Origin of the sequence: Embleya hyalina (assembly GCF_003967355.1) — a bacterium.
GTDB lineage: Bacteria > Actinomycetota > Actinomycetes > Streptomycetales > Streptomycetaceae > Embleya > Embleya hyalina.
The window spans coordinates 194,776-221,019 of record NZ_BIFH01000027.1; the positions used below are offsets into that span (position 1 = coordinate 194,776).

22 protein-coding genes are annotated in these 26,244 nt (G+C 70.1%); 11 read left to right on the forward strand and 11 right to left on the reverse strand.

What is annotated here, in order from left to right; translation table 11 throughout:
* Positions 1-508 precede the first annotated feature (508 nt).
* From murJ to EMA17_RS29985, 3 genes are read right to left on the reverse strand one after another with little or no spacing between them, the layout of a single operon-like run.
* Positions 509-3,151, reverse strand: coding sequence for a murein biosynthesis integral membrane protein MurJ (gene murJ, locus EMA17_RS29975; RefSeq protein ID WP_126640269.1), 2,643 nt, complete (start codon positions 3,149-3,151; stop codon positions 509-511).
* 52 nt (positions 3,152-3,203) lie between these two features.
* Complete coding sequence (locus EMA17_RS29980; RefSeq protein WP_126640270.1) at positions 3,204-5,624, reverse strand: DUF6049 family protein; 2,421 nt, start codon at positions 5,622-5,624, stop codon at positions 3,204-3,206.
* Complete coding sequence (locus tag EMA17_RS29985; RefSeq protein WP_126640271.1) at positions 5,621-6,082, reverse strand: NUDIX hydrolase; 462 nt, start codon at positions 6,080-6,082, stop codon at positions 5,621-5,623. The genes EMA17_RS29980 and EMA17_RS29985 overlap by 4 nt, the downstream gene beginning before the upstream one ends.
* Positions 6,083-6,265: 183 nt before the next feature.
* Between EMA17_RS29985 and EMA17_RS29990 the strand changes: the two genes are divergently transcribed.
* The gene (locus tag EMA17_RS29990; RefSeq protein WP_126640333.1) at positions 6,266-7,699 is read left to right on the forward strand and encodes a CCA tRNA nucleotidyltransferase; all 1,434 of its coding nucleotides are present in this window, start codon (positions 6,266-6,268) and stop codon (positions 7,697-7,699) included.
* A 63-nt stretch (positions 7,700-7,762) separates the two neighbouring features.
* Here the strand turns inward: EMA17_RS29990 and EMA17_RS29995 are convergent, their stop codons facing one another.
* The 5 genes from EMA17_RS29995 to EMA17_RS30015 all read right to left on the reverse strand — a co-directional run bounded on the left by EMA17_RS29995 (position 7,763) and on the right by EMA17_RS30015 (position 12,455).
* Positions 7,763-8,425, reverse strand: a complete 663-nt coding sequence (locus EMA17_RS29995) for an LppU/SCO3897 family protein (protein WP_126640272.1) — start codon at positions 8,423-8,425, stop codon at positions 7,763-7,765.
* A 145-nt stretch (positions 8,426-8,570) separates the two neighbouring features.
* Entirely contained in the window at positions 8,571-9,071 is a 501-nt protein-coding gene (locus EMA17_RS30000) for an LppU/SCO3897 family protein (RefSeq protein WP_160161614.1), read from the reverse strand.
* Positions 9,072-9,204: 133 nt separating this feature from the next.
* Positions 9,205-10,524: an MFS transporter gene (locus EMA17_RS30005; RefSeq protein ID WP_126640274.1), complete on the reverse strand. Its 1,320-nt coding sequence runs from the start codon at positions 10,522-10,524 to the stop codon at positions 9,205-9,207.
* A 143-nt stretch (positions 10,525-10,667) separates the two neighbouring features.
* Complete coding sequence (locus tag EMA17_RS30010) at positions 10,668-11,747, reverse strand: inositol-3-phosphate synthase (protein WP_126640275.1); 1,080 nt, start codon at positions 11,745-11,747, stop codon at positions 10,668-10,670.
* A 48-nt stretch (positions 11,748-11,795) separates the two neighbouring features.
* Complete coding sequence (locus EMA17_RS30015; protein ID WP_126640276.1) at positions 11,796-12,455, reverse strand: PadR family transcriptional regulator; 660 nt, start codon at positions 12,453-12,455, stop codon at positions 11,796-11,798.
* A gap of 535 nt (positions 12,456-12,990) precedes the next feature.
* Between EMA17_RS30015 and EMA17_RS30020 the strand changes: the two genes are divergently transcribed.
* Together EMA17_RS30020 and EMA17_RS30025 are read left to right on the forward strand one after the other, a co-directional pair.
* On the forward strand, positions 12,991-15,393 hold the full coding sequence (locus EMA17_RS30020) for a transglycosylase domain-containing protein (protein WP_126640277.1): 2,403 nt from the start codon (positions 12,991-12,993) through the stop codon (positions 15,391-15,393).
* A 138-nt stretch (positions 15,394-15,531) separates the two neighbouring features.
* Entirely contained in the window at positions 15,532-16,971 is a 1,440-nt protein-coding gene (locus EMA17_RS30025; protein ID WP_126640334.1) for a glycosyltransferase family 87 protein, read from the forward strand.
* 91 nt (positions 16,972-17,062) lie between these two features.
* On the opposite strand, the gene EMA17_RS30030 is transcribed toward EMA17_RS30025, so the two are convergent.
* The 3 genes from EMA17_RS30030 to EMA17_RS30040 all read right to left on the reverse strand — a co-directional run bounded on the left by EMA17_RS30030 (position 17,063) and on the right by EMA17_RS30040 (position 19,896).
* The gene (locus EMA17_RS30030; RefSeq protein ID WP_126640278.1) at positions 17,063-18,094 is read right to left on the reverse strand and encodes an alanine racemase; all 1,032 of its coding nucleotides are present in this window, start codon (positions 18,092-18,094) and stop codon (positions 17,063-17,065) included.
* 128 nt (positions 18,095-18,222) lie between these two features.
* Complete coding sequence (locus tag EMA17_RS30035; RefSeq protein WP_078976289.1) at positions 18,223-19,341, reverse strand: lipid II:glycine glycyltransferase FemX; 1,119 nt, start codon at positions 19,339-19,341, stop codon at positions 18,223-18,225.
* Between the two features lie 219 nt (positions 19,342-19,560).
* On the reverse strand, positions 19,561-19,896 hold the full coding sequence (locus EMA17_RS30040; RefSeq protein WP_126640279.1) for a hypothetical protein: 336 nt from the start codon (positions 19,894-19,896) through the stop codon (positions 19,561-19,563).
* 246 nt (positions 19,897-20,142) lie between these two features.
* Between EMA17_RS30040 and rpsF the strand changes: the two genes are divergently transcribed.
* From rpsF to EMA17_RS30080, 8 genes are all read left to right on the forward strand, one after another.
* Positions 20,143-20,433, forward strand: coding sequence for a 30S ribosomal protein S6 (gene rpsF / locus EMA17_RS30045; protein ID WP_020557172.1), 291 nt, complete (start codon positions 20,143-20,145; stop codon positions 20,431-20,433).
* Between the two features lie 74 nt (positions 20,434-20,507).
* Positions 20,508-21,110: a single-stranded DNA-binding protein gene (locus EMA17_RS30050; RefSeq protein ID WP_078976287.1), complete on the forward strand. Its 603-nt coding sequence runs from the start codon at positions 20,508-20,510 to the stop codon at positions 21,108-21,110.
* Positions 21,111-21,178: 68 nt separating this feature from the next.
* Positions 21,179-21,415 carry a 30S ribosomal protein S18 gene (gene rpsR, locus EMA17_RS30055; RefSeq protein WP_020557174.1) on the forward strand — a complete coding sequence of 79 codons (237 nt, stop codon included), beginning with the start codon at positions 21,179-21,181 and terminating at the stop codon, positions 21,413-21,415.
* A gap of 17 nt (positions 21,416-21,432) precedes the next feature.
* Positions 21,433-21,879, forward strand: coding sequence for a 50S ribosomal protein L9 (rplI, locus tag EMA17_RS30060; RefSeq protein ID WP_078976286.1), 447 nt, complete (start codon positions 21,433-21,435; stop codon positions 21,877-21,879).
* A 158-nt stretch (positions 21,880-22,037) separates the two neighbouring features.
* Entirely contained in the window at positions 22,038-23,609 is a 1,572-nt protein-coding gene (locus tag EMA17_RS30065) for a phenylacetate--CoA ligase family protein (RefSeq protein WP_126640280.1), read from the forward strand.
* Positions 23,606-24,064, forward strand: a complete 459-nt coding sequence (locus EMA17_RS30070; RefSeq protein WP_126640281.1) for a DUF4188 domain-containing protein — start codon at positions 23,606-23,608, stop codon at positions 24,062-24,064. Before EMA17_RS30065 ends, EMA17_RS30070 begins: the two co-directional genes overlap by 4 nt.
* On the forward strand, positions 24,061-25,173 hold the full coding sequence (locus EMA17_RS30075; RefSeq protein ID WP_126640282.1) for a hypothetical protein: 1,113 nt from the start codon (positions 24,061-24,063) through the stop codon (positions 25,171-25,173). Before EMA17_RS30070 ends, EMA17_RS30075 begins: the two co-directional genes overlap by 4 nt.
* Positions 25,170-26,132 carry a nitroreductase family protein gene (locus EMA17_RS30080; RefSeq protein WP_218043102.1) on the forward strand — a complete coding sequence of 321 codons (963 nt, stop codon included), beginning with the start codon at positions 25,170-25,172 and terminating at the stop codon, positions 26,130-26,132. Before EMA17_RS30075 ends, EMA17_RS30080 begins: the two co-directional genes overlap by 4 nt.
* Positions 26,133-26,244: the final 112 nt, after the last annotated feature.

A 26,244-nucleotide genomic window follows, 5' to 3' on the forward strand; every position in this document is an offset into this window, starting at 1 on the left:
CCGCCGCCTCTTCGTCGGACGGGGAAGCGGAAGGCGCCCCGGGTTCGGAGCCGGCATCGGGTTCGGGCTCGGAACCGATGGGCAAAACCGTGGTGGTGGTTCCGGAGGTCTTCTCGTCCGAACCGACACGTTTGTCCAACGATGTGTCAGAAGCCTTTGTCGGTACGGGGTTTGCCTCACCCGTCGCTAGGTCGACGGATCCTGCGGTTCGGTCCGTCACCTCGGCCTCATCCTCCTCGTCGGCACACTCATCGTAGAGGTGAGGCTTCTCGGGCCGTTGGTCAGGGACGACCTCTACATGTCTTGAGACTCCCGGACCCCGTCTCGGGTTGCCTCCTCGCAAGATCCGAAAAGGAATCCGAGACCGGCGTATCGGGAGCATTACCCCCGTTTCGCCGAGGGTCACACCCTCACTCGCCCCATGGTGGTGCATCCCACACCGTTCCGCCCGCCGAATTCCCGGTGGGAATCCGGCGGGCGGGGTCGTACGGTCGTCCGCGCGAGCCGCTCAGCGGCCGAGTCGGCCCTTGATCATCCCGGTCATCGCGCTCATCTCCTCGACGCGCATGCGGTTCGCCGCGATGAAGAACACCACGAACATGGTCACGATCCCGGCGCCCACCGCGATCGCCGAGCCGCCCATGGCCGAGCCGAAGTGGCCGGTGCACAACCGGGCCACGAAGAACGCCGCGGCGCCGCCGATCCCGGCGGCGATCAGCAACCGGGTGTAGGTCCGGGTCACCCGGCGGCCGTCCAGGTCGCCGAGCCGCTTCTTCAGCCGTTGCGCGGCCAGCAGCACGCCGACGAGGTAGGCGAGGCTGTAGCCGCCCGCGATGCCGACACCGGCCCACTTGGTGGGCAGCGCGACATAGGCCAGGCCCGCGAAGGCCGCCTGGGCGCCCGCGATCCACACGGTGTTCAGGAACGGTGTTCGGGTGTCCTCGTACACGTAGAACCCGCGCAGCAGCACGTACTGCGCCGAGTACGGGATCAGGCCCAGGCCGAGCGCCATCAGCATGTAGCCGATCCAGTGCGCGCTCTGCTCGCCGGTGGGCGCGAAGATGAAGCCGCCGATGTCCCGGCCGAGGGCCACGAAGATCACCGCGCACGGGATCATCGCCACCGCCGACAGGCGCAACCCGGAAGAGATGTCGCCGCGCACGCTGGCCTCGTCGCCGTCGGCGGCGGCGCGACTCATCCGGGGCAACATCGCGGTCATCACCGACACGGTGATCACCGCCTGGGGCAGCTGCCAGATCAACAGCGCGCTGCTGTAGGCGGTGAAGCCGACGCCGAACTGGATGTTCTGGTCCCGTGCGTCGACGTCGATCGCGGTGGCGAGCTGGGTCACCACCAGGTAGCCGGCCTGGTTGGCCAGCACGAACAGGAACGTCCACTTGGCCAGCCCGAGCGCCTTGCCCATCCCCGAGCCGCGCCAGTCGAAGCGCGGCCGGAAGCGGAACCGGGCCGACTTGAGGTACGGGATCATCGCCATCGACTGCACGACCATGCCGAGCAGCGTGCCCAGACCCAGCAGCCGGATCTCGTCCGGGGTGATGGTGTCCGAGTTCTGCCCGGTGTTCTTCTGGGTGCCGGCCACCCAGATGTACAGGCCGAACGTCGCGATGATGACGATGTTGTTCAGGACCGGGGTCCACATCATCGGGCCGTAGCGCTCGCGCGCGTTGAGGATCTGCCCGAACAGCACGTGCAGACCCATGAAGAAGATGATCGGCAGGCAGTAGCGCGCGAAGGTGATCGCGAGCTCGTAGTCCTGATGATGTTTGGCCAGCGAGTTCGCGAACGCCCGGATCAGCAGCGGCGCGCCGAACCAGGCCAGCATCACCAACCCCGCCAGCACCGTCATCACCAGCGTGAGCAGGCGGTTCGCGTACGCTTCGCCGCCGTCGTCGTCCTGGCGCATGGCCCGCACCAGTTGCGGTACGAACACCGCGTTCAGCGCGCCGCCGCCGACCAGGATGTACAACAGCGTCGGCATCGTGTTGGCGACGTTGTAGGTGTTCGCCAGGATCGCGGTGCCCAGCGCCGCCGCGGCGACCAGGTTGCGCACGAAGCCGGTCATCCGGGACACGATCGTGCCCGCCGCCATCACGGCGGAGGACCGCATTATCCCGCCGAGCTTGCTGCCCTTCCTGCCGCCGCCGCCGACCGGGATGCCGGCCATGCGCTCCTCGGCACCCGAGCCGGGCATCCGATAGACGGGCGACGTGGACGGATTCACCGGTACCGGCGGGGCGTCGAGGACGGCGCTCGCCGACATCGACGCGGCGGCGGCCTCGGCCCGGTGCTGGGTCTCGTAGCGCTGGTACGCCTCGGTGTACGAGGGCATGCCCGCGATGTCGCCGGCGAGGCCGAGGTTGATGCCGGTCAGCGTCTGGTCCATCAGCCAGCCGCCGGGGCGGTCGTAGTCGCCCCAGCCGCCCTGGCCCTGCTGCGGGCTCGGCTGCTGCGGGACGTACGACTGCTGTTGGTACGACTGCTGCTGCTGGTGCTGCTGCGGCTGTGGCTGCTGCGGTTGCTGCGCGTAGTTCTGCGCCTGCGGCTGCTGCAGGTACGGGTCGCCGGAGCCGTATCCGCCGTTGTCGCCGTACTGCTGCGGCGCGCCGGACGGGTCGTAGTGCCGCGAGGGGTCGTACTGCCGGGAAGGGTCGTACGGCGGCGCCGGTTCGGGGGTGAAGATCTCGTCCACGCCCACGTACGGGTCGTTGCCGGGCGGGTCGCTCAACTCGTCCCGGAACCACGCCCCGCCGTCCTGTGCGGGCTGCTGCTGTTGCTGCTGCTGCCCGTACGGGTCGTAGCCGCCGCCCGACTGCGCGCCGTAGGGATCCCCGTAGGCCGGTTCGGGGCCCGCGCCGTAGCCGCCCTGGCTCGAATAGCCCTGCTGCGGGTACTCGGGCTCGCCGTATCCCGGGTGCGCGTTGGGGTCGGGATAGCCCTGCTCCCCGGGGCGCGCGTACGGATCGGGCGGCTGCGCGGCGTAGGGATCGGCCGGCTGCCCGTACGGATCGACGTACTGCTGCAGGTATGGGTCGGCGGGCGGCCGACCCCGGTAGGGATCGTCGTGCGCGCCGTCGTCCGGCTCGGCGGAGCCGCCGGTGTACGGCTGACGTTCGTCGCTCCGGTCGCTCATGCGGGCGGGCCCTCGTCTTCTCGGTCAGGTTGAGTGTCCGGTGCCCACTTTCTCATTCGGGGCGGTCGGTCGTGGATCCCAACGGTGTGTGTCCGTGCGGGTCGGCCGGATCGGGCGGTCGGTTCCCGCCGGCGTGCGGGTGCGTCGCACGCGCCGGCGACCACCCCGATATCGGCCGGATCCGGTCCCCGGCGGCGTCGTCCGGGGGATCGGATTCCGCCGGCGGGTCGACGTCGTCCTCACCATCCTCGCCGTGCGCGTCCCGGGCAAGGGCCGCCTCCCGGCGCTTGCGCAGGAACGCGCGAAGCGAGAAGACCGCGAGCAGGAAGGCGAGGCCGCCGATGATCCAGCGGGTCAGCGCGTCGATCGTGGTGGTGTTCACGAAGAACGACTGCGCCGGATTCACCGCCCGCCCGTCCGGGGTGAGCAGCGCCACGTCGACCATGACCTTGCCGTTCGCGGCCGATTTCGCCGAGATCGGCACCTCCAGCCGGCGGCCGTCGGGCACCGTCACGGTGGCCGGGTCGCCCAGCTTGAGCCGGTTGGGCTGGTGCGAGGTGACGACCACCCGCACGTTGATCGGCTGCTGGAGGTTGTTCACGACGGTGACCGGGATGTTGCCCTCGTCGCCGGACAGGGTCACCCCGGTTCTGCGGATGATGTAGACGAGCGATTCCAGCTCGCGCAGTCCCCGGGTCACGCCCAGCCGGTAGCGGTCCGCCCCCTGCGTGTCGCCGCGCCACGCGGTGGACAACATGCGCAGGAGCGCGGGGTTGAACGGGCCGGTCACCCGCTCGGGCCGGGTCAGGATCGAGGCGAAGGTCTGCATCGACCCGGCCAGGTTGTCGGTCTCCGCCAGGTATTGCGCGCTCGGCTCGGAGGCGCGGACGTTCTTGGGGTAGGCGGCCGCCTTGCGTGCGGGCAACGGGGCGGGCTCGGCGGCCAACTCGGTCAGGCCGGTCGGTTGCGCCCACTCGGCCGACGCGGCCATCACGTCGCGCAGCACGCCCGCCAGCGCGGTGTCCATCAGCCGCGGCGGGGCGATCAGCACGCTGCGGGTGGGCTTGAGCGTGGGCTCCTGCAGCACGATGGTCAGGAACTCGGCGAGCAACTGCTGGGTGGTCAGCACCGCCTGGCCCGGCGCCCTGGTGTCCGCGGCCAGCAGCGTGTCGATGTCCGGGTCGGTGACCAGCGCGGTGCCCTTGTCGGCGCCCGGCAGGGACGCGGTGGCCAGCGGTGTGACGTTGAGGTCCTTGGTCGGCGGCAGGCTCGCGCCGGCGGTGATCACCGTGCCGGCCCCGCTGCCGCCGGCCAACGAGACGATCGACGGGTCCAGCGCGCCGGAGACGGGCCAGGCGACGTCGGCGCGCGCGGGCCTGCCCAGGACGCGCTGGAAGACGGCGGCGGATTCGAGCTGGGCCTCGGCCAGCTGCGGGCGCAGGTCCGCCTTGCTGGCGTCGAGCGAGTGCGCCACGGCGGCGATGTCGGTGTCGCCGTACGGGAGGCCGATCACGGGCTGGGGGCCGATGGCGCCCTTGAGCCGGTCCAGCCATCCCGCGGCGGTCTGGCCGCCGCCGCCGGCCAGGGTGTTCGAGATCTGGTTCGGCGTCGCCTTGGCCGTGTCCTCCTCGGGCGGCGGCTTGCCGTCCTTGGTCTTCCTCGGCTTGCCCGGCTCCAGGCTGCCGGGCGGCGCGACCCGGTAGCCGCCGGCCATCTCGGCGGCGGAGTCGAGCAGTTCGGGGTCGATCGCCCAGTCGACCTTCATCCCGCCGCCGATGGCCATCAGTTCGTACAACCGCCCGCCCGGGGCGAACAGCGCGGCCAGCTCGTCGTCGCGAAACACCGGCGTCTGGCCCTCGTCGCCCAGCGTGGTGCCGTCGCGGTGCGGCCGGTCGACCAGCGGCCAGACCATGCCGACCCGCAGTTTCGGTACGTTCTTCAGGCCGTTCTTGCCGACCCACGGCAGGAAGGTGCGGGTGGAGCCGACGACCCGGCCGCCGACCCGCGCCTCGATCGCGAGCGGGTACGCGCCGGCCTCGCCCAGGTTGAGCGCGTCGGCGCGAATGCCGAACGACCACGGCCGGCCCGGTCCCGAGGGCGGCACACTCACGGTCACCGGCTTGACCTCGCGCACCAGGGAGCCGTTCGACTGGCCCTCCTCGGGCGAGGAGATGCCGCTGCGGAAGAGCGGTTCCGAGGTGCGCATCCGCACCGCCAGCTCCACCGCGTCGAGCGGCTTGGAGCCGTTGCCCAGGACCTGGCCCTCGATGGTGATGGTGCCGCCGGGCTTGGCGATCGGGGTCATCTTGGTGATCAGGATTTGCACCCCGTCGCCGTCGGCGGCGCGTACGACGGTCGGCGGCAGCGCCCCGAGCAGCGTGACGGCGAGCAGCAGGGCCGACAGCAGCACACCGGCCACTCGGCCGCGTCGCGGCGGTATCCCGGTCTCGGAGCGGATCCGGCGATGGCTCACGCGCTGTCCGCCAACAGCTCCGGGGCGAGTGTCGCCAACCGTCGTTCGTCGGGGTAGGCGAGGCGCGCGGTGAGCGCGCCGAGCGGAACCCAAGCCACCGCTTCGACCTCGATGTCGTCGTCCGACAGATCCCCGCCCGCCGCCTCCATGAGGTAGTGGTGGACGGTCTTGTGCACCCGCCGGTCCGGCGCGGTGAACCAATAGTCGATCACGCCGAGCGGAGCCAGCACCCGACCCACGATGCCGGTCTCCTCCTCGACCTCGCGCAGCGCGGCGTCCACCACGCTCTCGCCGTCCTCGATGTGCCCCTTGGGCAGCGACCACAGCAGCCGGCCGCGTCGGTCCCGGCGGGCGATCAACGCCGCGCGCAACGTGAGCCGATCGATCACCAGACCGCCCGCCGAGGTCTCCTCGACCACCTGCAGCCGACGGCGCGGCGGCGTGGTCTCGGAAGGCATCCGCCAAGCTTAGTGCGACATGCGCCACGCCATCACGCCATGATCACGCCGGCACGCCGACCGCGCGCGAGGGCGGCCCCGGCATAATGCGCGCGAGAGCCGCGGCCTCGACCCGTAACCTTGTCTCCCGTGCCGAACGCCAAGAACACACCCCTCCCGGACGACTCGCCGGCCGGCGGCGAGCTGAGCGCCGTCCAGCGCCGCGCCGTCACCGAACTGTTGCGCGTCGCCCCCGTCGCCGACGACCTCGCCCGCCGCTTCGAAGCGGCCGGGCACACGCTCGCGCTGGTCGGCGGCTCGGTGCGGGACGCGCTGCTCGGCCGGTTGGGCAACGACCTCGACTTCACCACCGACGCGCGCCCCGAACAGGTGCTGGCGATCGTGCGCCCCTGGGCGGACGCGGTGTGGGACGTGGGCATCGCGTTCGGCACGGTCGGCTGCCGCAAGCGGCTCGCCGGTTCGCCCGACTACCAGATCGAGATCACCACCTACCGCTCCGAGGCGTACGACCGCACCTCGCGCAAGCCGGAGGTCTCCTACGGCGACTCGATCGAGGACGACCTGGTCCGGCGCGACTTCACGGTCAACGCGATGGCGGTCGCGCTGCCGGGGATCACGTTCGTGGACCCGCACGGCGGGTTGGCCGACCTGGCCGCGCGCGTGTTGCGCACCCCGGGTACGCCCGAGGCGTCCTTCGGCGACGATCCGCTGCGGATGATGCGGGCCGCGCGCTTCGCCGCGCAGCTCGACTTCGAGGTCGCGCCCGAGGTGGTCGCGGCGATGACGGACATGGCCGAGCGGATCGAGATCGTCTCCGCCGAGCGGGTCCGCGACGAGCTGAACAAGCTGATCGTGTCCGACCACCCGCGCAAGGGCCTGGAGCTGCTGGTCACCACCGGCCTGGCCGAGCACGTGCTGCCCGAGCTTCCGACGTTGCGCCTGGAGGTGGACGAGCACCACCGGCACAAGGACGTGTACGAGCACACGCTGATCGTGCTCGAACAGGCGATGGCGCTGGAGCCGCCGGGCGAGCCGGACCTGGTGCTGCGCCTCGCCGCGCTCCTTCACGACATCGGCAAGCCGCGCACCCGGCGCTTCGAGGCGGACGGCCGGGTCTCGTTCCACCATCACGAGATGGTCGGCGCGCACATGTCCCGCAAGCGGCTCAAGGCGTTGAAGTATCCGAAGGACGTCACCGACGACATCACCCGCCTGGTCGAGCTGCACCTGCGCTTCCACGGCTACGGCACGGGCGAGTGGACCGACTCGGCGGTGCGCCGCTACGTGCGCGACGCGGGCCCGCTGCTCGATCGGCTGCACAAGCTGACCCGCTCGGACTGCACCACGCGCAACAAGCGCAAGGCGGCCACGCTGGCCCGGGCCTACGACTCGCTGGAGGAGCGGATCGCGCAGCTCGCCGAGCAGGAGGAGCTGGACTCGATCCGCCCGGACCTGGACGGCAACGAGATCATGAAGCTCCTGGAGGTGCCGCCGGGCCCGCTGGTGGGCAGGGCCTACCGGCACATGCTGGAGCTGCGCCTCGAAAACGGCCCGATGGACCACGAGACGGCCGTCGCCGCGCTGCGCGAGTGGTGGACGGCGAACACGCCAGCCTGAGCACGCACGAAGCCCGCCGGTGGGACAGCCGGCGGGCTTCGGTGTCGTACGGGTCCGGGGCGCCTACTCGAACTTGGCGCCCTTTTCCTCGAGTTCCTTCTTGGTGGCCTGGAAGTCCGCCTCGGTGGCGCTCATCGTCGAGATCGGGTCCAGCGCCTTGACGTCGGACAGCGTCGTCTTCGAGGTGAAGGCCATGCAGACCACGCCCTTCTTGGAGCCGGTCCAGTAGAAGGTCGCGAAGTAGCCCGAGCTGTCCGGGAGACCCTCGCACTTGCTCTTGTCCGAGCTGCCGTCGACCTTCTTGAGGACCTTCCACTTGGCGTCGGGCGAGTCGCACTTGGCGATCTTCGGCATCTTGGACTTGCCGATGCCGCCCTCGATGCGTTCGAGGCAGTCACCCGCCTTGGCGCTGGTGGCGTCGTCCTTCTTGAACGCGTTGAGCGCGACCGCGGCGACGATGCCCAGCACGATGAGCACACCGATCGGGATCAGGATCTTCTTGAGCTTGCTCTTGCGCGGCGGGGGCGGCGGCGGGCCGCCGTAGAAGCCCGGCTGGCCGGCGGGCGGGTATCCGCCCGGCTGACCGGGCTGCTGCCCCCAACCCTGCTGCGGCTGGCCCGGCTGCTGCTGCCACCCGCCCTGCGGCTGCGGCTGACCGGGCTGCTGGTTCCAGCCCTGGTTCGGCTGCTGCGGGCCGTTGGGGTCGGGCGGGAAGGGATTGGACATGGGGGCGATCTCCGTTGCAGGGGACTGGTGAGACAGTCCGGAACACTAGGGGTCCGGCCGGACAACGCGCAGCGGGGATTCCCCTTACACCGGTCGAATGTGAGCGGAATAACGGGCAAAAAACGCTATTCGTGGGTGTCGCGGATTACTTTCGTGCCGCGAGACACAGCACGAAGCGGTCTTTCGCGGAATCCGAGACCAGCGGGATCGGGTCGCCCGGCAGCGAATCGCAGACGTCGGTGTTCGTTGTGCCCTGGACCCGTTCGACCACGATGAAGCGGGCCCGCGGGTCCTCGCACGGGACCGGGTCCGCGTCGATGCTCGTCTTGTCGCGCAGGCAGTCGCCCTCGTGGACGCGGACCCCGTCGCCGTCGTCCTTGTGCACGTACCACCAGCCCCCGGCCGCCGTCCCGCCGCCGATCAGCAGCACGGCCAGGGTCGCGATCAGCACCGCACGGCCGCGCCGCGGACGCTCCGCCGCCCGCCGGCTCGCGCGCCCGTCGACCCGCGGCCGGCGGGCCGGCGGGACGTGCGGGGCGGCCGGCTCGCGGGCGGCGAGGTCGTGCCCGTGCGGCGGAGTGTTCTCGGTCCATGCCGGTCTGTACGGCAAAGGATTGTTTTCACCCGGACCGGCGTCGTTGGACATGGAGTATCTCCACAGGTGCCGAAAATCGCTGGATGTGCAGATTAGAACTTCGGCCTCGTCATTGCACTACCCACGGGTAATTTCTTGGAGATGCGCGGTGGATCAAATGCCTCGCCCGGTTATGAAAGGGGCATCACGGCCGGCCGTTGCCCGTCGGAGAGCCCTCGATGATCACCGGAGGGTGGCGGCGTGACGCCAGGCCGTACAGGACTCCGGTCAGCGCATACACCCCCGCGACCCCGAGCAGCACCGCCGGGGAGCGACCGTCGTCGGGTAGCCCGAGCGCGGCGACCGCGGCGGCGCCGACGAACGCGACGTTGAAGAGCACGTCGTAGACGGAGAACACCCGACCCCGGTACGCGTCGTCGACGGTGGTCTGCACGATCGTGTCCACCCCGATCTTGGCGCCCTGCGAGGTCACCCCGAGCAGGAAGGCGCCCACCACCATCGGCGCGAACAGGAACGGCAGCCCGAGCGCCGTCTGGCACACCGCCCCGGCCAGCGCGCACGCGCCGATCCAGGCCGGGACGCCGATTCGCGCGGTGACCCCCGGCGTGATCACGGCCGCCACGAAGAAGCCGAGCGCGGACACGCTCACCGTGATCCCGAAGGTCGCGAGACCGCCGTCGGTGTCGCTCGGATCGTTGAACGTGTTGCGGCACAGCAGCACCGTCATCACGGTCAGCACGCCGTAGCAGAACCGCATCGCGGTGATCGCGGCCAACGCGTGCGCGGGCGCCCGGCGGCGCCACACGTGCACCGCCCCCTCGCGCAGCCCCCTGGCCACCGAGCGCAGCGCCTCGCGCACATCCGGCAACACCCGGTCGGGATCGGGCCCGAGCAGATCGGTCGGCATCGTCGCGGCGACCGCCGCCGAGCCCAGGTAGAGCAGGCCCGACACCACGATCACCAGCGCGGTGGCCCCCGAGCCCTCGGCCAGGAACGCGTGCACGAGCACCGCGGCCCCGCCGCCGACCGCCGCCGCCACCGTGCCGGCCGTGGGTGACACCGAGTTCGCCGTCACCAGTCGCTCGGCTGGCACCACGCGCGGCAGCGACGCGGACAACCCGGCGAGCACGAACCGGTTCACCGACAGCACCACCAGGGCCGCCGCGTAGAAGACCGGATCGGGTACCCCGATCAGCACCAGCGCGGCCGTCACCGCCACCAGCACCGCGCGCAGCAGATTGCACCGCACCAGGACCTGCCGCCGCCGCCACCGGTCGAGCAGCACCCCGGTGAACGGCCCCACCAGCGAATACGGCAGCAGCAGCACGGCGAACGCGGTCGCGATCGCCGCGGCCGAGGTCTGCTTCTCCGGCGAGAAGAACGCCTGCCCCGCGATCGCGACCTGGAAGGCGCCGTCGGACAGCTGCGAGGTCAGCCGGGTGGCGAAGAGCCGACGGAAGTCGCGCAGCTTCAGCAACGAGCGCAGATCACGGATGAGGGCCACGGCGCCCACCGTAGCCGGCGGCGGGCGCCGCACCCGAAACGGGCACCGCCGCGCGCGGATACGCCGAAGGCCCGGCTCCTGGAGGGGAGCCGGGCCTTCGGTCACTCGGACGCACCGCGGGGGTGCGGGTCGAGCGGAGCGGGTCAGCGCTCGATGTCGCCCTTGATGAAGGACTCGACGGCGTTGCGGGCCTCGTCGTCGAAGTACTGCACCGGCGGCGACTTCATGAAGTAGGAGGAAGCCGACAGGATCGGGCCACCGATGCCGCGGTCCTTGGCGATCTTCGCGGCGCGCACGGCGTCGATGATGACGCCGGCCGAGTTCGGCGAGTCCCAGACCTCGAGCTTGTACTCCAGGTTCAGCGGCACGTCGCCGAAGGCGCGACCCTCGAGGCGCACGTACGCCCACTTGCGGTCGTCGAGCCACGCGACGTAGTCCGACGGGCCGATGTGCACGTTGTCCGAGCCGAGGTCGCGGTCCACCTGCGAGGTGACCGACTGCGTCTTGGAGATCTTCTTCGACTCCAGGCGGTCGCGCTCCAACATGTTCTTGAAGTCCATGTTGCCGCCGACGTTCAGCTGCATGGTGCGCTCGAGCAGGACACCGCGGTCCTCGAAGAGCTTCGCCATCACGCGGTGCGTGATGGTGGCGCCCACCTGCGACTTGATGTCGTCGCCGACGATCGGCACGCCCGCCTCGGTGAACTTGTCCGCCCACTCCTTGGTGCCGGCGATGAAGACCGGGAGGGCGTTGACGAACGCGACCTTGGCGTCGATGGCGCACTGGGCGTAGAACTTCGCCGCGTCCTCGGAGCCCACCGGGAGGTAGCAGACGAGGACGTCGACGGCCTGGTCCTTGAGGACCTTGACCACGTCGACGGGGGCGTCGGTCGACTCCTCGATGGTCTCGCGGTAGTACTTGCCGAGACCGTCCAGGGTGTGCCCACGCTGCACGGTGACGCCCGACGGCGGCACGTCGCAGATCTTGATCGTGTTGTTCTCGCTGGCACCGATGGCGTCGGAGAGGTCGAAGCCGACCTTCTTGGCGTCCACATCGAAAGCGGCCACGAACTCGACGTCACGCACGTGATACTCGCCGAACTGCACGTGCATCAGGCCGGGGACGCGGCTGTTCGGGTCGGCGTCCTTGTAGTACTCGACGCCCTGCACCAGCGAAGCGGCGCAGTTGCCCACGCCGACGATGGCTACGCGAACCGAACCCATTCCGGTTGCTCCCTGTGATCTCGACGAAGCCGCCACGAACCGGCGACCTCAGTTGTTGGATGCGGACGGGTCCGAGGCCACGTCCTGGGTGGGGGTCCGAAGCCGGTCGGCGTCCTTCGACGGGTCGACCGGGGTTTCGGGGCCGGCGGCGTCCGGAGTCGCTCCGGCGTGCCGCTCGGCGGTGATGAGCTCGTTCAGCCAGCGCACTTCGCGCTCGACCGACTCCAAGCCGTGTCGCTGCAACTCGAGGGTGTAACCGTCGAGCTTCTCCCGTGTCCGGGTCAGCGACCCGCGCACCCGGTCGAGGCGCTCCTCGAGCCGGCTGCGCCGACCCTCGAGGATACGCATGCGCACCTCGTGGTCGGTTCGACCGAAGAAGGCGAAGTGCACGCCGAAGTTCTCGTCCTCCCAGGCCGAGGGCCCGGACTCGGACAGCAGTTCTTGGAAGTGCTCCTTGCCCTGTGCCGTCAGCTGGTAGACGATCCGGGACCGCTTGCTGCCGGCGAGTGCCGTCACCTCCGGAACCTCCTCCGCGAGCAGACCCCGTTCCAGCAGGGACTTCAGGCACGGATAGAGGGTGCCGTAGGCGATGGCACGGAACGAACCGAGCACGGTGTTGAGCCGCTTGCGCAACTCGTAGCCGTGCATGGGGGAGTCGTGCAGCAGACCGAGGATCGCGAATTCGAGGACGCCACCGCGCCTGCTCATCGCCTTCCTCCATCCACTGCGGACCGGGCCGGACATGGGCACGGACGCGACCGTGGGATACGGTCACAGCCGACCTTCGTCCGGCCGGGGCTCCTGCGCCCCCGGCTCGATGTACCGGCCCGATGTATCGAACCGATACATCGAGACGATAGGTCTCCTTGCCGTGTGGTGGCAAGGCGGCCGCCGGTGACTCGGGTCACAGGCAGGTCACAGTGAGGTCGCGAAAGCGGATCCGCGTAGTCTGTTCCGCCGTGTGGTACCTCAAGCCCCGCTTCCTGCGGAACCGCTTCCCGCGCGCTCGCGTCCTGGGGAGCGGAGAGCCACGACCCGTGCGTCCGACCTCCGCGTCGTACGGCCGAGGAGTAGCGAACGCATGAGTGAACATCGCCGTAGATCACCGCAGCCGCGTCCCGAGGGGCGCGGTGGCTCGCATTCGGGGGGCGCGGGAGGGTCCGGGGGCGGCGGAACGCCACCCGGCGGCTCGTCGTTGCCCGACGGGCCCGGAGAGGGCGACGAGGAACGCCCGCTTTCGCGCGTGGAGGCCCGAGCGGCCGCCCGCGCCGGTGGCCGGCGGGCCGCCAACGGCGGGGCGGCCGGCGGCCGTTCCCGATCCGAGGCCGGTCCGCCCCGGAAGAAGCGGTTCATCGACTACCCGAGGTTCGGCAAGACCGGCATTCGTCGCTGGTTGCCGTCCATCAAGCAGATCCTGGCGATGATCCTGTTCTTCCTCGCGTCGCTGATGGGGCTCGCGGCCCTGGCGTACGCGATGGTCAAGGTGCCCGACCCGAACGCGAACACGACCTATCAGTCGAACATCTACTACTACGCCGACGGCGTCACCGAGATCGGCCGCACCGGGCAGGTCAACCGGCAGAACGTGACGGTGGACCAGATCCCCAAGCACGTGCAGAAGGCCGTGATCGCGGCGGAGAACCGCTCGTTCTACAGCGACTCCGGCGTCTCGCCGAAGGGTCTGCTGCGGGCCGGGGTCACCATGGTCAAGGGCGGCGACACGCAGGGTGGATCGACGATCACCCAGCAGTACGTCAAGAACACCTACCTGACCCAGGAGCGCACCTTCAAGCGCAAGTTCAGCGAGATCTTCATCGCGCTGAAGGTCGACCGGCAGATGCGCAAGGACGACATCCTGGTCGGCTACCTCAACACCGCCTTCTACGGCCGCAACGCCTACGGCATCCAGGCCGCCGCGCAGGCCTACTACAACAAGAACGTCGGCGACCTGAACGTGGCCGAGGGCGCCTACCTGGCCACCCTGCTCAACGCGCCGGGCATCTACGACGTGATCGAGTTCCCGGGCCAGCTGGAGAAGGTCAAGGGCCGCTGGGCGTACGCGCTGGACGGCATGGTCAAGGAGGGCTGGCTGCCCAAGGCGGAACGCGACGCGCTCCAGTTCCCGATGCCGATCAAGCCCAAGCCGGCCGCGAACAAGGCCGGGCAGGCCGGGTACCTGATGAAGGTGACCGACCAGTACCTCAAGGCCAACAACGTGATCCCCGAGGCGAATCTGGCCCGGGGCGGCTACAAGATCGTCACCACGTTCGAGAAGCCGAAGCAGGACGCGGCGGTCGCGGCGGTCAAGGACCAGCTGACCTCCGAGCTGAAACCGGACAAGATCGAGGCGGACCGCTACATCCGCACCGGGCTGGCCTCGGTGGTCCCCGGGGACGGGGCGGTGGTCGCCCTGTACGGCGGTCCGGACTTCATCCAGCAGGAGTACAACGACGCGGTCCGGCGGGACATCCAGGCGGGTTCGACGTTCAAGCTCTTCGTCCTCGCGGCGGCGTTGCGCGACGGCGGCGGCAAGGACGGCAAACCCATCGGCCCGGACAGCATCTACAACGGTGACAGCAAGATCCCGATCAAGCTGCAGAACGGTCAGACGTTCAAGAGGGACGAGAAGACCAACGAGGACTATCGGGCGCCCAACGAGGGCGACGTCGACTACGGTCCGATCCCGATCACCAGAGCCATGGAGAAGTCGGTCAACACCGTCTTCCTCCAACTGGCCGCCGACGTCGGGCCGGAGAAGGTGAAGAAGGCCGCGATCGACGCCGGTCTGCCGCCGGACCTCGGCTCGTTCGAGCCGACGCCGACGATGGCGCTCGGTGTCGCGCCGCCGAGCGCGCTGGACATGGCCGAGGCCTACGCCACGTTCGCGGCACGCGGTCTGCACGCCGATCCGTACTTCGTCAAGGAAGTCACCCACGACGGCTCGAAGGTCGAACTGCCCAAGCGCGAGCCGAAGCAACTCTTCGACAAGAACGTCGCGGACACGGTCAACCAGGTCATGCAGCGGGTCGTGGACAACCCGCCGCTGAACGACGGCACCGGCCGCGCGGCCAAGGCGCTGGCTCGGCCCGTGGCCGGCAAGACCGGTACCACCGACGGCAACAACTCCGCGTGGTTCGTGGGCTACACGCCCAACCTGGCCACCTCGGTGGCGCTGTTCCGGGAGGACCCGAACACGCACGCCCGCCTGTCGCTCAAGGGCCTGGGCGGTCGCGACGCCGTGCACGGTGGTGACATCCCCACGCTGGTGTGGACCGCGTACATGAAGGGCGCGATGCAGGGGATGCCCACCGCCGACTTCGCGGTGCCGGGCGAGAAGTTCGAGGACCGGGACCGGGTGACCCTCCCGCCGACGACCGCGCCGCCGACCACGAAGGCGCCCACCACCCCGCCGCCGACGACCAGCGCACCGCCGACCACGCCGCCGCAGACGTCGACCGCCCCCGGTGGCGGCTCGCACGGCAGCAGCGGTGACCCGGGAGGCGGCGGGAACACCGGCAAACCGACGAACACCGGCAGACCGACGAACACCGAAACCGGCGGGCCCGGCGGGCCGGGCGGTGGCCCGAACGGCAGCCGGGGCGGCGCCAACGGCTTCATCATCGGCGGCCGAGCCGGCAGCGGCTAGGCCACCGGACAGGACCTGATCCACCAGGATCCGCCGGACAGGCCCTAGCCTTACGCGTGCCCCATCGCAATGGCGGTGGGGCACGCGTTGTCGTTTTATCCGGCCGGCGAGGGCCGGCTCCTCGTGGAGCGCGAGAGGATGGGCGCCATGACGCCGACATCGACCGAACCCGTCCTGCCGAGCCTCGACGATCCGGTGGTCCGGGCGGGCAGCGAGGTCGTCGGTGGGCCGGCCGGGCGCCGGATCCGGTTCGGGGGCAACCGCTGGTGGAGCCCCGTGCGGGTGCTCGTCCTGCTCGCGGTGGCCTGCTTCGCGCTCGGGATCGTGCAGAAGAAGCCCTGCTACGACGGCGGTTGGTTCGCCGGCAGCACGCAGTACTCGCACGCCTGCTACAGCGACATGCCGCACCTGTACGTCAATCGTGGTCTCGCGGACGGGAAGATCCCGTACTTCCAGGAGACCGGCGACAAGGACATGAAGTTCCTGGAGTATCCGGTGATCACCGGCGGGGTGATGGCCTTCGCGGGCACCCTGGCCCGGGCCGCCGGGGATCTCACCGACGGTGATCTCCGGGACGAACAGCTGTGGTTCGTGATGATCAACGCGTTGATCATGATGGCCTGCGCGGTGGTCACCGTGATCGCGGTCAAGGGCACGTCGGGGCGCCGGCCCTGGGACGCCGCGATGGTGGCGTGCGCGCCGGCGCTGGCGCTGAACGGGTTGATCAACTGGGACCTGGTCGCGGTCGCGCTGACCGCGGTGGCCATGTGGTCGTGGGCGCGGCGCAACGTGGTGGTCGCCGGCGTGATGATCGGCCTGGCGACCGCGGCGAAGCTGTATCCCGTGCTGCTGCTCGCGCCGCTGTTCCTGCTGTGCCTGCGCTCGGGACGGCTGGTCGCGTTCGCCAGGACGGCCGCCGCCGCGCTGGTGTCCTGGCTGGTGGTCAACCTGCCGGTGATGCTCGACTTCGACGGCGGGTTGCACATCCGCGAGGGCTGGAAGCTGTTCTACACGTTCAGCCAGGACCGACCCGCCGACTACGGATCGATCTGGTTGATCATCCAGCAACGCGACGGCAAGACCCTGGAGGATCTGAACACCTACGTCACGCTGAGCCTGGTGCTGTGCTGCCTCGCGATCGCCGCGCTGGTGATGTTCGCGCCGCGCCGACCGCGCTTCGCCCAGGTGGCGTTCCTGATCGTGGCCGCGTTCATCCTGACCAACAAGGTCTACTCGCCGCAGTACGTGTTGTGGCTGATCCCGCTGGTGGTGCTGGCCCGACCGCGCTGGCGGGACTTCCTGATCTGGCAGGCCTGCGAGGTGACCTACTTCCTGGGCGTGTGGATGTACATCGCCTCGTTCTCCGGCAAGGGCCTGTCGCAGAACGCGTACCACGTGGTGATCCTGCTGCACCTGCTCGGCACCGCGTACATCTGCATGGTGGTGGTGCGCGACATCCTGCGCCCGGAGCGGGACCCGGTGCGCGCCGACGGCGGCGACGACCCCTCGGGCGGCGTGCTGGATCGGGCGCCCGACGTGTTCGTGCCCGGCGCGATCCCGGCGCGGGCGGGCCACTGAGCGACGGCGAGACGGCGAACGGCCTCGGGGCGGCGGTGGGATCGCCGCCCCGAGGCCGTTCGGCCGGTCGGGTCCTTCGGGTCCTGCCGGGTCAGCGGATCGCGATCCGGTCGAAGTGCGTCGTGGTGTGCCGCAGCGCCGCCTCCAGCTCGTCGCCGGGCTTGGGCGGGGCCACGTCGTTGGCCAGGAACAGCAGGCTGACCTGCATGTGCGGCGGCTCGGCGAACCAGCGCTGCTTGCCCGCCCAGGTGAACGGCGACAACGAGCGGTTGACGGTGGCCAGCCCGGCGCGCGCGACGCCCTTGGCCCTCGGCATCACCCCGCGCACCGTCTTGGGCGCCTCCAGGCCGACCCCCTGCGCGGTGCCGCCGCTGACCACGACCAGGTGCCCGTCGCTCGGCGCCTTGCGCTGGCGGTAGCCGAACCGCTCGCCGCGCGCGATCCGCACCACGTCGAGCACCGTGCCCCGACTGGCCAGCGCGTCGTGGTCGCCCAGCCACAGGTCGGTGCCGATCCGCGGCCGGAACTCGGTGTCCGGGTACCGCTCGCGCAGCACCCCCAACTCGGCCGCGGTCAGGTGGCTGACGTACATCGTCCGCACCGGCAGGCGCGCCGCGCGCAGCCGCTCCACCCAGCCCACCACCTCGACGACCGGGTCGTAGCCGTCCGGGTGGTCCAGCGGCAGGTGCAGCGAGAACCCCTCCAGCCGGACGTCGTCCATCCCGGTGCGGAGCTTGACCAACTCCTCCTCGGTGACCCCGTCGCGCTTCATCGTCGTCATGCACGCGACCACGATCCGGCAGCCCACCAGGTCCCGGGCGGCCTGCACGGAGGAGACCGTGCGGATGGTGCGATCCGGCAGCGGTACCGCCTCCTCGCCGCGCAGATACGGCGTGAGCACCAGGACCTTGCCGTCGAAGTGGTCCTTGACCAGCGCGGCCTCGTAGGTGGTCCCCACGGCCACGGTGTCCACGCACATCCGGGTGGCCTCCTCGGCCAGCCTCGGATTGGTGAACCCGTACCCGTTGCCCTTCATCACCGGCACCAGGCCGGGGAACGTGTCGCGGACCTCGTCCTGGTGCTTGCGCCACCGGGCGGCATCGACGTAGAGCGTGAGCGACATGGGCGTTTCGGGGCCTTCCGGGTGTGGGGCGTGCCTTGGGGGACGCGAGGCGAAGGCGGAGCACGCGACGTGGACCGCGTCGCGGTGATCACGCGCGGCCGGCGACTCGGGGTGTCGCCGGCCGCGCGTCAGCGGCGTGACATGTACATGTCGAGTGCCTTGTGCAGCATCTTGTTGAGCGGGAAGTCCCACTCGCCGAGGTATTCGACGGCCTGGCCGCCGGTGCCGAGCTTGAACTGGATCAGCCCGAAGAGGTGGTCGTTCTCGTCCAGGGTGTCACTGATGCCGCGCAGGTCGTAGGCCGAGGCGCCGAGCGCGTACGCGTCCCGCAACATCCGCCACTGGATCGCGTTCGAGGGCCGGACCTCGCGCTTGTGGTTGGCGGACGCGCCGTACGAGTACCAGACGTGGTCGCCCACGGTGACCATCGTGGTGGAGGCGAGCACCTCCCCCTCGTGCTTGGCCAGGTACAGCCGCATGCGCTCGGGGTCCTCGGCGTTGAGCGCCTTCCACATGCCCTGGAAGTAGGCCAGCGGGCGCGGGGTGAAGTGGTCGCGCACGGCGGTGACCTTGTAGACCTCGTGGAACACCGGCAGGTCGTCGTAGCCGCCCTGGACCACGTCGACGCCGGCCTTCGTGGCCTTCTTGATGTTGCGCCGCCACAGCTGGTTGAAGCCCGCGTGCACGTCGTCGAGGCTGCGTCGGACCAGCGGCACCTGGAAGACGTAGCGCGGCTGCACGTCGCCGAAGCCGGCCCCGCCCGAGGCGTCCTGCTGCCAGCCCAGGCCGCGCAGTTGCCGCTCCAACTCGGAGCCGCGCTCGTCGGTCCAGTCGGGGGTCAGGTCGCGCAGCCGGTTCGCCGACTTGGCCGCGATCGCCTTCTTGATCGTCTCCGCCTCCCAGCGGGCGATCACCACGGGCGGGCCCATCTTGACCGAGAACGAGCCCCGGCTCTTCAGGTGCGCGAGCATCGGGTCGAGCCATCGCCGCAGGTCGCCGTCGAACCAGTCGATGACCGGACCCTCGGGCATGTAGGCGAGGTAGCGCTTTATCTTCGGCAACTGCCGGTACAACACGAGTGCCGCGCCCACGACGGCGCCCGACTCGTCGATCCAACCGATGCTCTCGGATCGCCACTCACTCTTCACCGCACCCCAGGAGGGGCACTGAAGAAAGCTCACGGAGGGCCTGCCCTTGATGAAGGCCAGGTGCTCCTCGGCGGTGAGCGTCCTCAGGCGCAAAGACATGTAAGAGCTCCTCGATATCGGTTCGGCCGTGACAGAGGTTACTGCGCCTGCGGGCGCCATGGATCGTGTCGGGCGTCGCAGGCGGGACGGTACGGGGGCGATGCGGACCTTCACCGGCGAAGCGGGCGCCCGGATCGGCGGTGCGCGACGGGATCGCAAACCGCGAGCGGCCCGCCGGATCCCGGTCCGGCGGGCCGCTTCGGGCGTCGGCGTGGCAGGTCAGTACAGGCCGCCGTGGAACATGTTCATGAACAGTGCGACGGCACTGACGCCGAGCGCGAGCACGGTGACCGCCCGCTCCTCGGTGGTCGCCGAGAACATCTGGCTGATCAGCCCGGTCACGACACCGGCCAGCGCGGTCCACGCGCCCAGGATGTGCATGTCCTTGAAGAACGCGCAGATGCCGGCCACCAGCGCGAACAGCACGACGGCGGCGACCAGCGCGTTCTCGCGCGGATGGGCACGGCCGTCGGAGTTGAGGGTCAGCCGGGGCCGGTGCGCCCCGGCGGGCGCCGCGGGCGCGGCGGACGCTGTGCGGCGGATCGTATGTGCCATCACACACCTCCGGTGAGTGACTGCGGGACGGACCAATTTGTCCATATATCCATCCCCTGGCGTGACCGGCGTCATGCTCGGATTTCGAGACTGTCTGCCGGTCCGGGTACGCTGTACCGTCCGCTGCACTCTCGGCACCCCCGAGCGCTTTGTTCGAGGGGCCGCCTTGGCGTGGCGGCGATTACGCAAGCCCTCCTGCCACGGAGATCCCGTGGCCGATCCAGTCCACAGGAGGTGGGTGTTCACATGCGTAGCTACGAACTCATGGTCATCCTCGACGCGGACCTCGAAGAGCGCGCGGTCACGCCGCTGCTCGAGCAGTTCCTCAATGTCATCCGCAACGACGGTGGCAAGGTCGAGAAGATCGACACGTGGGGCCGTCGTCGGCTCTCGTACGAGATCAAGAAGAAGTCCGAGGGCATCTACGCCGTCGTGGACCTGGCCGCGGAGCCCGCGACCGTCAAGGAACTCGACCGTCAGATGAACCTCAACGAGTCGGTGCTGCGGACCAAGGTCCTGCGTCCCGACCAGCGCTAGTCCGAGCTCGCGCACCACCAACCGCACCGCACGACGAAACGCAGCACTGCGCTGAAATCAGCGAAGGGGTCAGCATGGCAGGCGAGACCATCATCACTGTTGTCGGGAACCTGACTGCCGACCCGGAACTGCGCTTCACGCCCAGCGGTGCCGCCGTCGCGAACTTCACCGTGGCGTCCACGCCGCGCACGTTCGACCGTCAGACGAACGAGTGGAAGGACGGCGAAGCGCTGTTCCTCCGCTGTTCGGCCTGGAAGCAGCTGGCCGAGAACGTGGCGGAATCCCTCCAGCGCGGCACGGGCGTCATCGTCCAGGGCCGGCTGAAGCAGCGGTCCTACGAGACCAAAGAGGGCGAGAAGCGCACCGTCGTGGAGCTCGAGGTCGACGAGATCGGCCCGACCCTGAAGTGGGCGACCGCCAAGGTCACCAAGGCGAGCCGCGGAGGCGGCGGCCAGGGTGGCTACGGCGGCGGTCAGCAGGGTGGCGGCTACGGCGGTCAGCAGGGCGGCGGTCAGCAGGGAGGCGGCGGCTACGGCGGTCGTCCCCAGCAGGGCGGTGGCGCACCCGCCGACGACCCGTGGGCCACTCCCGCAGGGGGCGGTCAGCAGCAGGGCGGCGGCGGCGCGGGGGGCTGGGGTCCCCCGCCGGGCGGCTACTCGGACGAACCCCCCTTCTAGGCCGGAGACGGCACAAGGGGCGGGTCGCGACCCGAGCTGAAGACTTCTGAAACGATCTGGAGAGCACAATGGCGAAGGCGCCTGCGCGCAAGCCTAAGAAGAAGGTCTGCGTGTTCTGCAAGGAGAAGATCTCCTATGTGGACTACAAGGACACCAACCTGCTGCGGAAGTTCATTTCCGACCGTGGCAAGATCCGCGCTCGTCGCGTGACCGGTAACTGCACGCAGCACCAGCGTGACGTCGCCGTGGCCGTCAAGAACAGCCGCGAGATGGCGCTGCTGCCGTACACCAGCACTGCTCGCTGAGAAAGGGTGATCTTGTCATGAAGCTCATCCTCACCCACGAGGTGACCGGTCTCGGTGAGCCCGGCGACATCATCGAGGTCAAGGACGGCTACGGCCGCAACTACCTCATCCCGCGCGGCTACGCGATCCGCTGGAGCCGCGGCGGGGAGAAGGACGTGGCGGCCATCCGTCGCGCCCGCAAGGTTCGCGAGATCCGCACGCTCGACCAGGCCACCGAGGTCAAGGGTCGGCTCGCGGGTCTCAAGGTGACGCTCCAGACGCGCGCCGGCGACACGGGCCGCCTGTTCGGCTCGGTCACCGTCGCGGACGTCGTGGCGGCCATCAAGGCCGCCGGCGGTCCGGACATCGACAAGCGGCGCGTCGAGATCGGTACTCCGATCAAGACCGTCGGGTCGCACCGCATCACGGTTCGCCTCCACCAGGAGGTGTCGGCCGCGCTCGACCTCGACGTCGTGCCCGCCTGACCCGAATCACCCGAACGGCCCGACCCCCTTGCGGGATCGGGCCGTTCGGCGTTTTCCGAGTACCGAATGAGTAGTGGTACTCATGTCCCGCCCACCCCCCGAGGCCCAGTCTGGGAGCACACGCCGGGCGGACCGGCCGGGCAAAGGGGCGGGCGGTCATGGCCAGATTCATCCGACAGTGGTTGCTGCGCGTGGTCAGCTTCGCGCTGACCGGGCTGTATCAGCTCTACCGGGTCCATCCGGTGGTGTGGCGCTGGACCGCCACCCACTATCGGCCGTGGATGCAGCGGTTCGCCCGCCGACACGCGTGGATGACCTGCCAGTTCGCCGCGCTCGACGTGCCCGCCTACCGCGACTTCCTGCGCCGACACCGGTGGCGCTTCCGCTGGTTCGACCTCGCTTCGTATCCGGAGACGTCCAAGGAGAACTACGTCAAGGCGTATCCCGAGGACAGCCGCTGCTGGTTGGGCGCCCTGGAGGTGGCCGGGACGGTGGTGGACGAGTCGTCGGGCTCCTCCGGGACGCCGCACAACTGGCTGCGCTCGCGCCGCGAACTCAAGTCGGTGCACCGCAACGTGGCCGGCTACACGTCGATGGTCTTTCCCCGGCGCAAGCTGTTCGTGATCAACGCCTACTCGATGGGCGCGTGGGCGACCGGCACCAACACCGGCATCGCGATGGCGCGGGTGGCGATGGTGAAGAACACCGGCCCCGACATCGACAAGATCGTGGACACGCTGCGCCACTTCGGGCCGCGCTTCACCTACCTGGTCACCGCGTACCCGCCGTTCCTCAAGCACCTGCGCGACCGGCTGGACGCGGACGGCTTCGACTGGACCCGGCACCGGATGTACGGCTTCGTCGGCGGCGAGGGCATGACCGAGGCGCTGCGCGACTACCTGGAGGAGCGCTTCGTCAAGGTGCGCTCCGGCTACGGTGCCTCCGACCTGACGATAGGGATGGCCGGCGAGAGCGACGCGACGGTGTGGCTGCGCAAGCGGCTGCTGACCGACGAGCGGCTGCGCACCCGGATGCTGGGGCCGGACGAGGGCCGGGTGCCGATGGTGTTCCAGTACAACCCGCTGGAGACCTACCTGGAGACCAACGCCGAGGACGAGGTGATCTGCACGATCAACTCGACCGCGGTGATGAGTCCGAAGGTGCGCTACAACATCGGCGACGAGGGCCGGTTGCTGACCTTCCCGGAGGTCGAGGAGATGATCCGGCCGGACCGCGAGGCGTGGGCCGACTGGGAGCGCGCGGCGCGAGTGGAGGGCATGCGGCTGCCGCTGCTGCTGCTGTTCGGTCGCAAGGACAGCACGATCTCCTACATGGGCGCGAACATCTATCCGCAGGACGTCGAGTACGGGCTCTACCGGGACAACCCGATGGCGGCGCACCTGGAGGGGTTCTGCCTGACCGTCGACGAGTACGCCGACCTGGAGAGCCGTCCGGTGGTCAACCTGCAACTGCGCGACGGGGCCTCGCTGGACGAGGCGGATCGGGAAAGGCTCGCCCTGGTGTGCCGGGAGGGCGTGGTGCGGCACCTGGCCCGGGTCAGCCGGGACTTCGCGCAGTCGCTCGCGGAGGATCCGACGGCGGCCGATGTACGGGTGCTGGTGCACGACTTCCGGACCGGGCCGTTCCTGCGCGGCACCACCCGGATCAAGAACGTCTATCTCGTCGAACCCGGGGAAACCGTGGAATCCGTGGAAGGGAAGCAGCGATGAGGACCACCGATTTCTCGGCGGCGCCGCCGCAGGCGCGAGGCGAGGCGATGTTCATCGGGGCCACGCACTACAGCGGTCCGCGTTCGCTGCTCTCGCTGGCCCGGCCGTGGTTGCGGATGGTGCGCACGATGAAGCGCATGGACGGCTACCGCTGGCACAAGGTCTATCTACAGGGGCCGTTCACGCTGGGCACCATCGCGGTGTTCGCCGACCGCGAGGCGCTGATGCGGTTCGCCCGCACGAGCGCGCACCGCGATCTGATGTGCTGGATGACCGACCGGGGCGAGCGCAACGGCACGGCGGGGTTCATCCGGATCTTCGACGCGCAGCCCGGCGGGTACAGCAACGGCGAGTGGCGGGCCGAGGGGCGCGAGATGGCGCACATCGAGGAGTTCACCCCGATCGGCCGCGAGGAGAGCGGCCCGCCGGTGCACCGGAAGGCGAAGAGGTCGTGACGCTCACCGTGGAGCGGGTCGGGTCCCGGCGCGCGCTGCGCGACTTCTGCGCGTTGCCGATGCGGCTGCACCCGAGGGAGCGCTATGTGCCGGTGCCGCGCGATCAGGTGCGGCGGTGGGCGCGGGCGGGGATCGAGCTGTATCTGGTGCGTGATCGGGCCGGGCGGGTGGTGGGGCGCACCTGTACGCACACCGAGGCGCGGTTCGACGCCAAGCTGGGCGGGCGGCATCAGCTGTTCGGGCTCACCGAGTTCGCCGAGGACCCGGCGGTGTTCGCCCGGCTGGTCGAGCTGATCGAGGAGCGCGCCGCGCGGGCGGGGGCGGACAGCCTGTTCGGGCCGGTGGCGCTGTTGCCGAACCAGACCGGCGGGGTGATCACGTCGGGGTTCACCGAGCGCGGCTTCGTGGACTCGGCGTGGAATCCGGCGCGGTATCCGGAGACCTACGAACGGGCCGGATTCGCCCGGAGGTTCTCGGCGTCGACGTGGATCTGTCCGGGGTTGACCGAGCGGGTGGACGATCCGGCGGCGACGTACGTGTTCGACGACGCGCGGATCGCCGCCGAGCAACTGGTGATCCGGCGCGGATCGCGGCGTCGGTTGGCCGAGCAACTGCCGATCCTGCACACGATGTTGAACGCGAGCTTCGCGCAGCTGGGCTACTACACGCCGATCACCCTGGACGAACTGCGGGCGCAGACCGATGGGTTGGCGTATCTGCTGGACGAGTCGCTGCTGTTGTGGCTGGAGCGGGCCGGCGAACCGGTCGCGTTCACCCTCGCGGTGCCGGACATCTCGGAGTTCCTGATCCGGATCCGCGGCGATCTGCACCCGGGCAACCGGGTGCGGCTGCTGGCGACGCGGGGGCGGTATCGCCGGGAGGCGGTGTTGATCATCAAGGGCACGGTGCCCGGGGCCCAGGGGCGCGGTTATCTCACCCTGCTCGCGCGGGAGCAGTATCGGGCGCTGCGCGCGGGCGGCTACGACACGTTGCGCAGCACGTGGGTCGAGGACGACAACGGGGCGTCGGCGGCGCAGTATCGCCGGATCGGCGGGCGGGAGCTGCACGGGCACACCTTCTACGCGAAGCCGGTCGGGAGCGCCCGATGAGCACCGAACTCGCGGATCTGCTCCGGCTGGCCGGGCGGGCGCCGAGCGCGCACAACACCCAGCCGTGGACGGTGGCGCCGAGTGGAGCCCTGGGCTACGCGCTGTCCTGGGATCCGGCGCGGGCGTTGCCGGTCGGCGATCCCGGGCGGCGGGACCTGTTCCTGGGGCTGGGGGCGTTCGTGGAGGCGTTCTCGATCGCCTCGGCGGCGCTGGGGGTGCCGTTGCGGGTGGAGTACGCGGGGACGCCGGAGCGGGGGCGCGGGGTGGTGGCCCGGTTCGTCCGGGCGGACGAGTGTTATCGCACGTCGTTCACGGCGGCGGAGTTGACCGGGCGGCGCAGTGCGCGGGGGGCGTACGAGCCGGGGGTGTTGCCGGACGCGGTGTTCGCGGAGGCGGCGGGAGCGTTCGCCGGGTCGGCGGGTCTGTGGCGGGGCGGGACCCGGACGCTGGCGCCGCTGCTCGACGAGGCGGATCGCTGGATGTTCGCGGATCCGGCGCTGGTCGGCGAGTTGCGCCGGTGGTTGCGGTTGCGGGCGGGGCGGGCGCCGGCGCGGGACGGGTTGACCGGGCGGGCGTTGGCGTTGTCCGGGGTGGAGGCGCGGGCGCTGCACGCGGTGTTGCGGCCGGGGGCGTATCGGGTGTTGCGGCCGGTCGGGTTGGCGCGGGTGCTGGCGGCGTCCTCGCGGGGGGTGTTGCGCTACGACGGGAGTGTGCTGGTGGTGACGGCGCCGGCCGCGCCCGGGGATCCGGCCGAGCTGCTGGAGTCGGGGCGGGGGTTGTTCCGGTGTTGGCTGACCCTGGCCCGGCACGGCTACGCGACGCATCCGCTCAGTCAGCTGATCGACTGCGCGCGGACGGCCGAGGAGGTGGCGGGTCTGGTGGGGGCGGTGCCGTTGGCGGTGTTCCGGGTGGGGCGGCCGGTGGGCGAGCCGGTGCGGTCGGGGCGGTTGACGGACTGAGCGGGCGGGGGCGGGCAGGTTCGGGCGGGTCGTGACATCGCCCGGCGAGAGTGGTGGCGTCGGCTTGCCTTGATACCCCCTAGGGGTATAACTTCGTGATCGTGGAGCCGAC

Excerpts from the sequence above, each read along its gene's own strand:
- murJ (WP_126640269.1), bottom strand. The coding sequence starts at position 3,151 with ATGAGCGACCGGAGCGACGAACGTCAGCCGTACACCGGCGGCTCCGCC.
- EMA17_RS29985 (WP_126640271.1), bottom strand. The coding sequence starts at position 6,082 with ATGCCTTCCGAGACCACGCCGCCGCGCCGTCGGCTGCAGGTGGTCGAG.
- EMA17_RS29995 (WP_126640272.1), bottom strand. The coding sequence starts at position 8,425 with ATGTCCAATCCCTTCCCGCCCGACCCCAACGGCCCGCAGCAGCCGAAC.
- EMA17_RS30000 (WP_160161614.1), bottom strand. The coding sequence starts at position 9,071 with ATGTCCAACGACGCCGGTCCGGGTGAAAACAATCCTTTGCCGTACAGA.
- EMA17_RS30010 (WP_126640275.1), bottom strand. The coding sequence starts at position 11,747 with ATGGGTTCGGTTCGCGTAGCCATCGTCGGCGTGGGCAACTGCGCCGCT.
- EMA17_RS30015 (WP_126640276.1), bottom strand. The coding sequence starts at position 12,455 with ATGAGCAGGCGCGGTGGCGTCCTCGAATTCGCGATCCTCGGTCTGCTG.
- EMA17_RS30025 (WP_126640334.1), top strand. The coding sequence starts at position 15,532 with ATGGGCGCCATGACGCCGACATCGACCGAACCCGTCCTGCCGAGCCTC.
- EMA17_RS30030 (WP_126640278.1), bottom strand. The coding sequence starts at position 18,094 with ATGTCGCTCACGCTCTACGTCGATGCCGCCCGGTGGCGCAAGCACCAG.
- EMA17_RS30035 (WP_078976289.1), bottom strand. The coding sequence starts at position 19,341 with ATGTCTTTGCGCCTGAGGACGCTCACCGCCGAGGAGCACCTGGCCTTC.
- EMA17_RS30040 (WP_126640279.1), bottom strand. The coding sequence starts at position 19,896 with ATGGCACATACGATCCGCCGCACAGCGTCCGCCGCGCCCGCGGCGCCC.
- rpsF (WP_020557172.1), top strand. The coding sequence starts at position 20,143 with ATGCGTAGCTACGAACTCATGGTCATCCTCGACGCGGACCTCGAAGAG.
- EMA17_RS30050 (WP_078976287.1), top strand. The coding sequence starts at position 20,508 with ATGGCAGGCGAGACCATCATCACTGTTGTCGGGAACCTGACTGCCGAC.
- rpsR (WP_020557174.1), top strand. The coding sequence starts at position 21,179 with ATGGCGAAGGCGCCTGCGCGCAAGCCTAAGAAGAAGGTCTGCGTGTTC.
- rplI (WP_078976286.1), top strand. The coding sequence starts at position 21,433 with ATGAAGCTCATCCTCACCCACGAGGTGACCGGTCTCGGTGAGCCCGGC.
- EMA17_RS30065 (WP_126640280.1), top strand. The coding sequence starts at position 22,038 with ATGGCCAGATTCATCCGACAGTGGTTGCTGCGCGTGGTCAGCTTCGCG.
- EMA17_RS30070 (WP_126640281.1), top strand. The coding sequence starts at position 23,606 with ATGAGGACCACCGATTTCTCGGCGGCGCCGCCGCAGGCGCGAGGCGAG.
- EMA17_RS30080 (WP_218043102.1), top strand. The coding sequence starts at position 25,170 with ATGAGCACCGAACTCGCGGATCTGCTCCGGCTGGCCGGGCGGGCGCCG.